The organism is Marinobacter sp. F4216, from assembly GCF_019931195.1.
Taxonomy (GTDB): domain Bacteria; phylum Pseudomonadota; class Gammaproteobacteria; order Pseudomonadales; family Oleiphilaceae; genus Marinobacter; species Marinobacter suaedae.
On the sequence record NZ_JAIOUO010000003.1, the window covers coordinates 836,154 to 849,842 of the forward strand.

8 protein-coding genes are annotated in these 13,689 nt (G+C 54.1%); 5 read left to right on the forward strand and 3 right to left on the reverse strand.

Going from position 1 to position 13,689, the window contains the following annotated elements:
* Positions 1 to 51 precede the first annotated feature (51 nt).
* A complete protein-coding gene (locus tag K8I84_RS09395; RefSeq protein WP_223794485.1) occupies positions 52 to 1,503 on the reverse strand; it encodes an exonuclease domain-containing protein in 1,452 nt (483 codons plus the stop codon).
* 161 nt (positions 1,504 to 1,664) lie between these two features.
* On the opposite strand from K8I84_RS09395, the gene K8I84_RS09400 reads away from it, so the two are divergent.
* Positions 1,665 to 2,795, forward strand: coding sequence for a DcaP family trimeric outer membrane transporter (locus K8I84_RS09400; protein WP_223794486.1), 1,131 nt, complete (start codon positions 1,665 to 1,667; stop codon positions 2,793 to 2,795).
* A gap of 434 nt (positions 2,796 to 3,229) precedes the next feature.
* On the opposite strand, the gene aceF is transcribed toward K8I84_RS09400, so the two are convergent.
* The gene (aceF, locus tag K8I84_RS09405) at positions 3,230 to 4,909 is read right to left on the reverse strand and encodes a dihydrolipoyllysine-residue acetyltransferase (RefSeq protein WP_223794487.1); all 1,680 of its coding nucleotides are present in this window, start codon (positions 4,907 to 4,909) and stop codon (positions 3,230 to 3,232) included.
* Positions 4,910 to 4,919: 10 nt separating this feature from the next.
* Positions 4,920 to 7,589 (reverse strand): pyruvate dehydrogenase (acetyl-transferring), homodimeric type, encoded by a 2,670-nt coding sequence (aceE, locus tag K8I84_RS09410; RefSeq protein WP_223794488.1) that lies wholly within the window; start codon positions 7,587 to 7,589, stop codon positions 4,920 to 4,922.
* Positions 7,590 to 8,255: 666 nt separating this feature from the next.
* Here aceE and K8I84_RS09415 point away from each other — a divergent pair.
* The 4 genes from K8I84_RS09415 to K8I84_RS09430 all read left to right on the forward strand — a co-directional run bounded on the left by K8I84_RS09415 (position 8,256) and on the right by K8I84_RS09430 (position 13,606).
* Complete coding sequence (locus K8I84_RS09415) at positions 8,256 to 9,620, forward strand: KamA family radical SAM protein (RefSeq protein ID WP_223794489.1); 1,365 nt, start codon at positions 8,256 to 8,258, stop codon at positions 9,618 to 9,620.
* A gap of 136 nt (positions 9,621 to 9,756) precedes the next feature.
* On the forward strand, positions 9,757 to 11,577 hold the full coding sequence (locus tag K8I84_RS09420) for a hypothetical protein (RefSeq protein WP_223794490.1): 1,821 nt from the start codon (positions 9,757 to 9,759) through the stop codon (positions 11,575 to 11,577).
* 279 nt (positions 11,578 to 11,856) lie between these two features.
* Positions 11,857 to 12,567, forward strand: coding sequence for a PEP-CTERM sorting domain-containing protein (locus K8I84_RS09425; RefSeq protein ID WP_223794491.1), 711 nt, complete (start codon positions 11,857 to 11,859; stop codon positions 12,565 to 12,567).
* A gap of 172 nt (positions 12,568 to 12,739) precedes the next feature.
* A complete protein-coding gene (locus K8I84_RS09430) occupies positions 12,740 to 13,606 on the forward strand; it encodes a hypothetical protein (RefSeq protein WP_223794492.1) in 867 nt (288 codons plus the stop codon).
* Positions 13,607 to 13,689 lie beyond the last annotated feature (83 nt).

A 13,689-nucleotide genomic window follows, 5' to 3' on the forward strand; every position in this document is an offset into this window, starting at 1 on the left:
CGCAAGTCACAAGTAGGTACCTTTCCGGATATTCACCTAACTATAGGACACTCATGGCATTACCACATCGGGGCGTTTCAGGGCAGGCAACTCGATAATCCTGCGGTCATGACCATCGCGCCCGAGAAGCGCTTTTACCAGTAACTTGTAGGAATCCAGATCAAAGGTAACCGACGCTCCGCCAAGGGCCAGGTCCTGCAGATCCTGCTCCTCGTGCACCGTGGTTACATGGATCCAGTTGTAGATCACCAGGAAGTCGGTCTGGCCGGTAAACTGGTTGTGCTCCACCACACTGACCGGCCCCTCCCAGGGCCAGGTTTTCAGCCGCAGCCCGTGAAACGCAATCTGCATTCGCAGGTTGTAACGGGTGCGATCCTCACCGCCCTCGCAGGCCCCCTTGCAGCGCCCCAGAGTACGCTGAAAACAGGGGCCATCGTGGTCGGGTTCCAGACCCAGCAGTTTGTTGCACAGCTCGTTCTTTGCCGCGATGCCACTGAGCGCCTTTTCGGCATCCCGCTTGCTGCGGAACAGTCCGAAATACTCACCCAGTCGATGCGGTTCCAGTTCACGCACCAGGTGCGCCTGCAGGAAACCCTGCTCATTCTCCACCAGCTCAATGGTGACCAGTCGCTTGGCAGCCCGGGAGCGACGATTGTAGAGCGGGTTCAGGCTCTTGATCTGTTTCAGCTCCAGCAACAGCGCCCCCAGTTCGCCAGCGGTTTCCGTCCACTCCACCCGCCGGAGACTCTCCGACATCCGAACACCACGACTGGAGTTGTGATCTCCGGAAAAGTGCGATGCCACCCGCTGGGCGATGTGGGTGCTCTTGCCTACGTAGAGCAGCGCGTCGTTTTCCCCGTAGAAACGATACACCCCGGGACCGGTCGGCAGTTCATGCAGGATATCCGGAGGCAGATGAGAAGGCACACTGGGGGTTTGCAGCAGGTCACCGATAGCGCGCTCCAAAACCTCATCACCCTTTTCCACCCGGGCATGGAGGAAAAACGACAGCATGGCTTCGACGTCGCCCATGGCCCTGTGACGCTGCACCTGACCCAAACCGTGCCGCTCGATCAGCGAGTCCATGTTGTGGCGACGGAACTCCGGGTACAGCCGCCGGGACAACTTCACCGTGCACAGCACTCTCGCCGTAAACAGTCGCCCCAGCCGGCGGAACTCCTGCTTTATAAAGCCGTAGTCAAAGCGCGCGTTGTGGGCGACGAACACGGTGCCCTCCAGCTGCGATTCCAGTTCATCGGCGATGTCCTCGAACCGGGGGGCATCGGCAACCATCTCGTTGGTGATGCCGGTGAAGTGTTCGATAAAGGCAGAGATTCGAACGTCCGGATTGAGCAGGGTCTGCCACTCGCCTACCTGCTCCCCCTGCCGCCAGAACCGGATGCCGATTTCGGTGATGCGGTCCCGCGCAGAACTTCCGCCCGTGGTTTCAATGTCCAGGAAGGCGAAGGTGGTCTTTTTGAGGTGTTCTGTCTGTTTGGCCATATCTCATCATATATCCCCGCGGCAAGCCGGTCAGATCCATCTGTGTACGCACTTTCCTTAGACATTGGTCTAAGCAACGCCTGATTTCATTTGAATGACAGTCCCAGTGGCAATACCTTGTCGTGGGGTCCAACAACAATAAAACCAGTGGAGATAAAAACATGCAGAGCAACAAGCTAAGAACCGCGATTAAGGCGACAACAGCAGTGTTAGTGCTGGGTGTTGCTGGACAGGCTAGCGCAGCGAACTTCAGCGCTGGCGAATACGACATGTCTGTATACGGCTATGCACGCCTCAATGCCAGTTACGATATTGACGAAGAAGTAGGTATTTCAACGCGCTCAGGCGCATACAGCGCTATCAACACCACCGATGCCGACGAACCGACCGGCGTTTTTGGTGCTGACGCAGTACAAACCCGAATCGGGGTAAAAACCACCACTCCGGAAGGCGTCAACATTACCGTTGAAGGTGACTTCCGTGGCGGCACGCTTCGTCTGCGCCACGGCTTCGGCGAATACAACGGCGTTTTGATGGGGCAGACCTGGTCCAACTTCAACAGCTTCGTGGGTAATACTTCGACTCTGGACTTCGACTCACTGCCGGGCCTCGCTGGTCTGCAGGGCCGTGTTGCCCAGGCTCGTTACACGACAGGCCCGCTGTCTTTCTCTCTGGAGCAGCCCAACAACTTTGTTCTGGACTCCGGCGGTATTGAAAAAGACGGCATGCCAGCTCTGACGGCGCGCCTGGAAGACTCGCAGGGCGGATTCTCGTACGCTGCCGCTGTGCTGGCGCATCAGGTCGGCATTGATGATGGCACCGTAGACGAATCCACTTTCGGTTTCGCCACCTTCGGCGCCGCCAAGATCGCACTGTCTGACATGTTCACCATCCAGGGCACGGTGTCTTACACCGATGGTGCCAACAGCTACCTGTATCGCTCCGGCGATAACTTCGGTGCTGCCAGTGCCTATCTTTCCGGCGGTGATCTGGAAACCATCTCGGGCTACGGCGCCTCTGTCGGTACTGGCATAAGCCTCGGTGGCGGTCGCAGCGTTAACATCGGCTACGGTCTCGCTACTGTAGACTGGGATGACGCCGAAGCTGACCTCGGTGCAGCTGCCGTTGCCGACGAGAGCGAAACCAACTCAGCCATTATGGCTAACTATCAGTGGACCCCGGTAAACAACGTCATGATGGGCGTTGAATACCAACTCCTGAGCCGTGAAAACGTTGACGGCAGCGATGGCGACGCCAGCCGCGTCCTGTTCGCTGCGCAGTATAACTTCTAAACCCCCTTTAGAAGTTACCTCAGGATTTGCCCCGGCACTATGCCGGGGCCTTTTGGCTCCAGACCGGTGCATTCGCTGGTCTGGCCAGCCCAGCCCTCAAGCCACCCCCCCCAAAACACGTGACTTTTCATCAGCTTACTAAATTCACCATCTCTGGCATGACGAATGCATCAGAACAGGCAGAGAGCGGAAGGATTTCGCCCTCAGCAACAGATTCAGAGAGGTGACACCATGAAACAAGCTAAAGATTCCGACCTGCTGTTTGAGCTGACTCAATCCTGGGAAGAGGATGCGCTGCAAGCCATGCACGACTATTTCGACTGGATGTTCTTTGCAAACTGATATGCCAGAGGACACAAAAAAGGCCGGGAGCCAACAGCTCACCGGCCTTTTTAATTTGGGAGCGCGACGCCAGCAACGCTCCTCACCCGCGCCTAGAGAAGCAGGGTGCGGATATCACTGAGCAATTGAGACAACACGCTGGTGAAGCGCGCCGCATCGGCCCCGTTCACCGCACGGTGGTCGTAGGACAGGGACAACGGCAGCATTAGCCGCGGCAGGAAATCGCCACCGTCCCACACCGGTTTCATAGCCGCCTTGGACACCCCAAGAATAGCCACCTCTGGTGTATTCACGATCGGCGTGAACGCCGTGCCGCCAATACCGCCCAAGCTGGTAATGGTAAAGCAGGCACCCTGCATTTCCTTCGGTTTGAGCTGCTTGTCCCGCGCCTTCTGTGCCAGCTCGGCACTTTCGGCCGCCAGCTCCCACAAGCCCTTCTGATCCACATCACGGATGACGGGAACCATCAGCCCGTGAGGCGTATCCACGGCAATACCAATGTGGATGTACTTCTTGCGGACCACTTCCTTCTTGTCCATGTCCAGCGACACATTGAACTGGGGCAGTTCCGCCAGCGCAACGGCACAGGCCTTGAGCAGGAATGGCAGCGGGGTCATTTTCACGCCACGCTTTTCGCCTGCGGCCTTCTGGGCCTTGCGGAACGACTCCATATCGGTGATGTCCGCTTCGTCGAACTGGGTAACGTGCGGAACGTTCAGCCAGCTTCTCTGCATGTTCGTTGCGGTTGCCGACATCATGCGGGACATAGGCTCCCGCTCGATATCGCCAAACTGGCTGAAGTCCGGCAGTTTCACACCCGGTATGCCGGAACCGGTGGCAACACCACCGCCCTGCTGGACCTGCTGAAGCTGGCTCTTCACGTAGGCGTGAACGTCGTCTTTCAGGATTCGGCTCCTGGGTCCCGAGCCCTTCACCCGGGCGAGATCCGCCCCCAACTCCCGGGCCAGTTTTCGGACTGCGGGTCCTGCGTGGACCTTGGCACCGGGCGATGGCGGCTCATAAGTCGAACGCTGCGGCTCGACAGCATCGGCCTTCGACTCACCACCACCCGACTCAGACGCCCTGGATCCAGACTTCGACTCGGACTTGGATGCCGGTTCTGCCTCTTCAGAAGCTTCACCTTCACCACCCTCTTCCTCAATGGTCATCTCCAGCAGATCATCCCCTTCGGACAGCTTGTCGCCCTCCGAGACGAGGATCTTGCCAACCTTGCCCCCAAAGGGCGACGGGATTTCCATGGTGGCCTTGTCGGATTCCACCGTGACCAGCGGGTCCTCGGCTTCAATCGTGTCACCTTCCGACACGTTGATCTCAATAACCGGAACATCTTCAAAGCCGTCCAGCGAGGGCACCTTGACGGTTTCCTTGCGGGAACCACCAGAAGACTTGGCCGGCTTTGGCGCCTCTTCTTTCGTCTCCTCCGAAACGCTTGATGCTTCGTCGCCGCCTTCGGAGGCACTGGCATCGCCCGAATCGGCGCTTTCGGTGTCAGAAGAATCGTCGTCACCACCACCAGACGCATCCAGGGTACCTACCACATCTCCTTCCTTCACCTTATCGCCGACTTTCACGGAAATGCCCGTGATTTTGCCGGCCGCAGGCGCTGGCAACTCTACCGATGCCTTGTCCGACTCGACGGCCAGAATCGGGTCTTCGGCTTCAACCGAGTCACCTTCGCTGACGAGAACTTCAATAACCTCGACCTCATCCGCTCCGCCGAGATCGGGAACCTTGATTTCCTGTTCACTCATGGCGGACTCCTTAGCTCAGCACCGGGTTCGTTTTATTACGATCGATTCCGTACTTACGCATCGCTTCAAGGACCACATCCTGTTTGATGTCGCCGTCCCGGGCCAGGGCTGCAAGCGCGGTCACGGCCACATGGTAGCGATCCACTTCAAAGTGGCTGCGCAGTCGCTCCCGGGTATCGCTGCGACCGAAACCATCGGTGCCCAGGGTCAGATAGGTCTTCGGAATGTAGGCACGAACCTGTTCAGACAGCAGCTTCATGTAGTCGGTGGAGGACACGACCGGACCGTCCTGCTTCTCCAGGCACTGGGTGATGAACGGCTTCTTGGGCGTATCGTCCGGATGCAGCCGGTTCCAGCGCTCGATGTGCAAACCATCCCGCGCCAGCTCGTTGAAGCTGGTCACGCTCCAGACATCACTGGCCACACCAAAGTCGTCTTTCAGCAGTTCAGCCGCCGCCCGGACTTCGTTCAGGATGGAACCGGCGCCCAGCAACTGGACACGCGGTGATTTCTTACGGCCCTTGGTCTCGACCGACTCAAGCTGGTACATCCCCTTGATGATGCCCTCTTCGACCTTCTTGCCTTTCGGCATGGCCGGCTGCTCGTAATTCTCGTTCTCAATGGTCAGGTAATAGAAGACGTTCTGGTTATCCTCGAACATCTCCTTGATGCCGTGCTGAACCACCACCGCCAGCTCATATCCGTAGGCCGGATCATAGGACTTACAGCTCGGGATGGTTTGCGCCAGGATGTGACTGTGGCCATCCTGGTGCTGCAGCCCCTCGCCGTTCAGTGTGGTGCGGCCTGCCGTGCCACCCACCAGGAAGCCCCGGGCCTGGATATCACCAGACGCCCACGCCAGATCGCCAACCCGCTGGAAGCCGAACATGGAGTAGAAGATGTAGAACGGCACCAGCGCAAAGTTGTTGGTGCTGTAAGAGGTGGCCGCCGCCATCCAGGCCGCCATGGAGCCATCTTCGTTGATGCCCTCTTCAAGGATCTGGCCTTTCTTGTCTTCCCGGTAGTACATGATCTGGTCACGGTCTTCCGGGACGTATTTCTGACCCTCGGACGTGTAAATACCGAGCTGACGGAACATGCCTTCCATACCGAAGGTCCGAGCCTCATCCGGCACGATGGGGACCACACGCTTGCCAATGCGTTTGTCCTTGGTCAGCGCGGTCAGCAGGCGCACGAAGGCCATGGTGGTGGAAATCTTCCGGTCGCCGGAACCTTCCAGCAGTGCCTTGAACGTATCCAGCGGCGGCGCATCCAGCGGCTGGCAGTCTTTGCGCCGCTTGGGATAGAAGCCACCCAGTTCCTGACGCCGCTTCTTCATGTAGACCATTTCAGGGCTGTCCGGCGCCGGACGGTAGTAAGGCACCTTTTTAAGATCTTCATCTTTAATCGGCACGCCAAAACGATCACGGAAGGCTTTCAGCTGGTCCATGTCGAGCTTCTTCAGGGAGTGCGCCGTATTCTGCGCTTCACCAGCCGTGCCGAAGCCATAGCCCTTGATGGTGTGGGCAAGAATGACGGTCGGACGGTTGCCATGATCGTTCACCGCCTTGTGGTAGGCCGCGTAGATTTTGTACGGATCGTGACCGCCGCGATTGAGCTTCCCGATGTCCTCGTCCGACAGAGTCTCGACCAGCTTGGACAGCTCCGGATACTTACCGAAGAAGTGCTTGCGGGTGTAGGCCGGGCCGTTACTCTTGAAGTTCTGCAGGTCACCATCGACCACTTCGTCCATGACCCGCTGCATGATGCCGTCCTTGTCCTTCTCGAACAGTGGATCCCACATGCGGCCCCAGACCACTTTGAGCACGTTCCAGCCAGCACCACGGAAGATACCTTCGAGCTCCTGGATGATCTTGCCGTTACCCCGTACCGGCCCGTCCAGGCGCTGCAGGTTGCAGTTGACCACGAAGATCAGGTTGCCGAGGTTCTCCCGTCCCGCCATCGAAATGGAGCCCAGGGTTTCCGGTTCGTCACACTCACCATCGCCCACGAAACACCAGACTTTCCGGTCACCCATATCAATGAGTTCCCGGCTGTGCAGGTACTTCATAACGTGGGCCTGATAGATGGCCTGGATTGGCCCAAGCCCCATGGAGACGGTGGGGAATTGCCAGTAGTCCGGCATGAGCCAGGGGTGCGGATAGGAAGACAGCCCGTTGCCATCCACTTCTTCACGGTATTTATCCAGCTGCTCTTCTTCAAAACGCCCTTCCAGGAAAGAACGGGCATAGATGCCGGGCGACGAGTGCCCCTGGAAATACACCAGATCCGATTCGCGCTCGTCGTCACCGCCGTGGAAGAAGTAGTTGAAACCCACATCGTACAGGGTCGCTGCGGAGGAGAACGACGATACGTGCCCCCCAAGTTCGCCCGGGCGCTGGTTCGCCCGCAACACCATGGCCATGGCGTTCCACCGGATCAACGAACGGATGCGGCGCTCCATGAACAGATCGCCGGGCATCCGGGCTTCCTGGGTAACAGGAATCGTGTTTCGGAAGGGCGTGTTGATAGAGTACGGCAACTCGGTGCCGTCCCGACTGGCGCGCTCCGATAACCGCTCAAGAATAAACTTGGCGCGATCAACGCCCTCATTCTCAATCAGCGACTCAAGCGCATCCAGCCATTCACTGGTTTCGATGGGATCATCGTCCTGGTACATCAAACCCTCCCCCTAAGACCTATATAAAGAAGATGCTGGCGCCCGTTTCCGACTCGGCGCACGACCTGTTTGAATAGCTGCGTTGGATTACAGGGTGTTGCTATGCTCTTGTTTTAGCGTACTCATCCGCGCCATTTTGCGAACACAAAGCTCTCAACAAGCATAGAACAGCTTTGCCACTTTTCCTGCCGCGCACCCTTTACAGAATGGCCCACTCGCCACAAATGCCAGCGAGAGATCCCACGAAGAGGCAAAGCGCCCCACAAAATGTAGTAATTTTTACATCAGGATGAACAAAAATGCGCTTATTTGAGCAAACCTTCCGCAGCCAAATTGCTTTTGTTTAGATTACTTACGGAAGAATGACGACTTTACCCCCCTCAAGCAACCGGACTCAGACCAATGTCTTAGTCCAGCGCCGGTTACACAATTAGTTCAAACTCTAAACAAAAATTACGAACGAACGCCCACCAGCTTTGCTAAAAACCTCGCTCTTTCGATGGCTTACCCTTCACTCACAGAAACCAACTCTTTAGTGACAAAGATTTTTTTAATTAGACCTGAAAACAAAATCCAACTTTTGTATACTCGCTGCCCACTTTTCCACGGGGGCGCCACACCATCCCGCGCTCCCGCTCCAATGACACTTAACCCTGAGGGCGATCTATGAACTCCATCGTCACCTTCCCGAACCGGATTCCTACTACCGAGTTCGAAGAGAGGCGCTTTAAGGTCTACACAGACCGCCAGCTCGACAAAATCGAGGCGATCCAGAGCCTCCCGGAAGACACCCTGTTCGAAATGAAGGTTGTCGCCAGCGTGCTGCCATTCCGGGTCAACGAGTACGTGATCAACGAACTGATCAACTGGAACAAGGTGCCCAACGACCCGATCTACCAGCTGGTCTTCCCCCAGAAGGGCATGCTCAAAGACGAACACTACGAGCGCATGGCCGAGCTGCACCGCAGCGGTGCCGACAAGAAAGAGATTCAGGCGGTTGCCAAGGAAATCCGCGACGAACTGAACCCGCACCCGGCCGGCCAGATGGAAATGAACATGCCGACCCTGGATGGTGAAGTTCTGGATGGCGTTCAGCACAAGTACCGGGAGACCGTGCTGTTTTTCCCGGCCCAGGGCCAGACCTGTCACTCCTACTGCACCTTCTGCTTCCGCTGGGCACAGTTCGTGGGCGACAAAGACCTGAAAATGGCCAGCACCGAAGCCGAGAAGTTGCACAGCTACCTGAAGGAGCACACCGAAGTCACCGATTTGCTGGTGACCGGTGGCGACCCCATGGTGATGAAAACCAAGAACCTGGTGCAGTACCTGGAACCGCTGCTGGATCCGGAGTTTGACCACATCCAGAGCATCCGAATCGGCACCAAGGCCCTCACCTTCTGGCCGTACCGCTTTGTGACTGACAAGGATTCGGATGAACTGATGGACCTGCTGGCCCGCCTCGTGGACGGCGGCAAGCACGTGGCCATCATGGCCCACTACAACCACTGGCAGGAAATCAGCACCGACATCGCCGAAGAAGCCATTCGCCGCATCCGTGCCACCGGTGCCGAAATCCGAGCCCAGGGCCCACTGATCAAGCACGTCAACGACAACGCCGACGACTGGGCCAAGCTGTGGAAGAAAGAAGTCCAACTGGGCATCATCCCCTACTACATGTTTGTCGAGCGGGATACTGGCGCCAAGAACTACTTCGAAGTGCCACTGGCCGAGGCCTACCACATCTATCGCGACGCCATGAAGCAGGTCAGTGGCCTGGCCCGCACCGCCCGCGGCCCCTCGATGAGCGCGGGCCCGGGCAAGGTAGAAGTCCAGGGCATTACCGAAATCAACGGCGAGAAAGTGTTCGTCCTTCGCTTCCTGCAAGGCCGGAACCCGGACTGGTTCCAGCGCCCGTTCTTCGCCAAGTACTCAGACACCGCCACCTGGCTGCACGAACTGGAGCCGGCGTTCGGAGAGGAGAAATTCTTCTTCGAGGATGAGTATGAGGAAATGAAGAAGGGCAACGGCTGATTGACCGGACTGCCCTGAGCAGAAAAAGCCCCGTCACTGACCAAGCCGTTTGGCTTAAGTGTGGCTAGCTTCACTGACAACCCGACCGAAAGCACCTACAATACTGTACATCCAGACAGTGTAGGTGCTTTCAAATATGGGGAAGAAATCTTTCCAAAAACAACCGCCCAGAATCCCCCTTCCTGTTGAAGGCATCCAGGTCAATGGTTGTCGAAACCCGACGTGTAAGAACTTTTTGTCGCTCAACTCGATCAAAAAGTTTGATGGAGATGAAAAAGAGTTGCCAGAGGCCTATCAGCGCGGCGGCTCCTACCGGGTTGCCGGAACAGGAAAACATACCGCCTCTCTAGTTTGTGAAATCTGCTCGGGTCGAAAAAAACAGGGTGAGAACATTACCGCTGTATCGACAACCCTAAAGAGCAATCAAGCCGTTCATGAAGAACTGTCTAGGATCGCAAGCTATCTGGAAGAAAATCCGCTTGTTTGCCCGAATGAAGCCTGTGACAGCAACATAGGGAAAAAGCCGAAAGCCGTCAAGAAAAATGGCAAAACGAGTACTGGCAATCAGCGCTATCAGTGCCTTCATTGTGGCAAAAGCTTTTCCGAGAAACCGAAAACCCGAAAGCAGACGAAACCTCACTTAAACAAGCTTTTATTCAGGCTTTTGGTCAACAAGGAGCCAATCCGAAGAATTGCAGAACTGCTCAAAATCTCGGAAAGCACCGTGTACGACAAGATAAGATTCATTCACCGACAGTGTCTGGCATTTGCCAAGAGTCGTGAAAAAAAGCTAGAGAAAATCGATTTTGAGAGGCTGTACCTGTCGACCGACCGCATAATTCTTATGACGAACTGGTTTCGGAGGAACGACAAGCGGAACTCCGATCTTTACGGAATTGCGACTGCCTGCCTCGATTCAAGTTACGTTTTTGCTTTTAACTTCAACTTTGACGGGGCTGTAAGCCTCTCTGAGGCGGAGAATGACTCCAAGGAAACGGGAGACCACGAACTCGCAAAACACCACAGAAAGCACGCCAGGATCTGGCTGAGCCAAGAGTTTAACGAAGCCGCTAAGAGCCGACCGACGAAAGAAAAACTTCCGGTGGCCGGAAGTCTGAGGGACGAAATTCAGATTAAGGTGTTGGTCGACGCAAAATACAATGCTTCAGGTGGATCAGAGCAAATCGATCCAACGAAGCAATTACCTGCTCGCGGAGCCATGGTGCATAACGAATACACCATGCTCGCTCACTTCTTTTTGCTGAAGCGCTTTTTTAAAAATACTGAGAAGACTCGCTTCTTCCTCGATCTCGACAGCGGTATGAAGACCGCTTATATCTCAGCGTTTCGCGAAGAGATCGCTGAGGGACGCTCAGATGGATTTCTGGTGCGAACCTCAAAGAACAAGACGAATGATGAAAAAGAAAAGCTGGTTGCCGAATTTCGCAAAATGGCCTCTGAGTCGACGGGTATACCAGTGAGAAAACTGACACACCAAGACCTGAAGGGAGTCACGAACAATCTCATCGTCGAGCGCCTGGAACTGCCTATTAGAATTCCAAATTCTCCGGAGCGGTGGATAGAGCACCCGTGGGTTTCAAAAGCAGAACCCGAGAAAATGGTGGCCGCTGTGACCGACCTGTCAAAGTACGATGTCATGCATCAGGCCAATCTCTACCGAAAGGTGACTCTCGCTCCGGCAGATCGGTTCTTCATGAACATTCGGCGAATGTCGACGTACTTTGAGAGGCCTTTTCAATCAGGCACGAGCATGAGTCGGATTTGGCATGGATACTCGGCCTATAACCCTGAAATGTATACGATCATTGGCGATATATTCCGGGTTCATTACAACTACTGCGGGAGGTCGTCCAGGAAGGTTACGCCAGCGATGAAGCTCGGGCTTGCCAAAGCCCCAATTCCTGAGGAGAAGATTCTGTATTACAAAAAGTACTAGCAGGAGCTTTCCACTGTAATAGCACGACTCAAATCTGGCATCGTTTTTTGAAAACGTGAGGTTTAATGCAGTTTAAATGAGTCTGCACTTTTGCTTTTGTTAAAGAATATCCCGGTCCACGCAAACCCAACTGTGTGTCGATATTTTTTACATATCCAGCTAACGCTAAAATTGGATAAGTCAGTATAAGATTACGAATTAGCTTGATAAAAGCATTTTTGGTCCATTGCTTGCGTAAATCTTGCTAATTTAAATACGACCTACACTTGAGGGATGGTCATGAAAGGACTCAAAGCAACAATAAATAAGATTTTGGCGTTTTCTCTATTTGTGTTCTCGGGCGCTGCTTCAGCTGGCTTTATAAATTCCGGTTTCGAGACGGGAGATTTTACCGGGTGGACGGTCGGTGGTACCGCTCGTGACCATGGCGTAGCTGTAGATGGCACGCCGATATCATCGGCCCATTTTTCTTTTCAACCGTCGCATGTCAATGTCCATAGTGGTCAATACGCAGCCTACGGCACAACGGCTGCGCATTACGGGGAGTTCTTGTCACTGTCGCAAACCGTAAATGTTAGACCAGGACTACATACGATTGGCTTTTATATGGGGCATGCTACCGGTGGTGACTATTGGTTGGGGACTGATCCCGATGACAGATTCAAGATCGGTATTGATTTTGCGATCGAGCGCCATCAACTGGGCATCTTCATAAATGGCGTTTATGTTCCCTTCACAGAGCGCCATCCTGTAAATAACTTTCCTACAGGTTCAACCCCCCAAGACATGTATTTGTTCGCATCGAATTTTATTTTCCGAGGCCCCCCGGGGACGGCGAACATTGAGTTTCGAATCAGCGGGAGCGGATCAGGGGCTGCTGTGCTTTCAATCGACGACACATTCATTACGAGGGTTCCTGAGCCAAGCTCAATGGTATTGCTGAGCTTAGGTTTACTCGGGCTAGCTGCGGCTCGATATGGGCGGAACTGATCCCAGCTCTGAGTTCGGGAGGGCTAAGCCGTCCAACTTTTTGCGCTAGGTTTTAGGTTTAGTAGGGTCAACTACAGTTAGGGACTGGTCAGGTTGATAAAAAATACAAAGATCGCAATAGCGATGACCTCCGACCAATTGCTGCTAGCACTACAAATGATACAGAGGACGTATGATTTACGAGGCCCTAATAGCACCGTCAGAAACCCCCAACACTCTGTTGGAGATAAAAAGAGCGCTACTGACCTACGATAAAGTCAAACTGATTGATCCTAGTGATAGAGATGTTATACCGAGTATTGCATATGTAAGCGCTATCATGGGTATGCCTTTATTTGGATTCGATATTGGGGCAGTTAGGCCAATGGGAAAGACAATTGGCTATGACGATATTTTTGAGAAAATAATCGAATCTTGCCGGCCCGCTATTAAGCAAGGTTTGATCGAAGTAATAACAACATACAATATGGCGGATACGAAAGGCACGATTTCAGTAGGAACTGTACCAACTGGGGGCTACCCACTCGATACTCAGTTCGTTTTTTGGCTATATCGGAGCATGGCTCAGGATCAAGATTTTTTATCAAGTGCTATTTCCAATAGTAAAACAGAACTGCTATCCAACATGGAAACTTCCTACGACATAGCATTAAAAGGCGTCGGAGACGGAAAAGTAATAAATTTCGACGCGTTACCACTGATAGATGATGTCAATCTAAACGACAACCAAAGAGAATACCTAACAGAAATTTCCCGTGCGAGACTTGCTTCCGTTATAAAGTATTCGGGTTACTGTGAGGCTAAAGAACTTGTTCCAGTATTTAACGGGATTACATACGGAAGTATTGTGGCTAAAGTTCTTGAAAATGCACGTATAGTCCTTTCTGATGTTAAAGAAGATCCATTTTGGATGAAGAGGAATCGCATACTAGATCTTTGTCATGAGGAGTTTCTGGATGAAGTAATATTGGACTCGATGTCAATTGATGAAGTGCTAAAATTCAGATCAAAATCGTGGGGAAAACAAGCTAAAGTGTAACCATCCCCTAAAATCGGTGCATGCGTAATTAGAGTTCTCCGGCCTACAATGAGGCAAACGGAGAACAGCATGAAGAAATCACG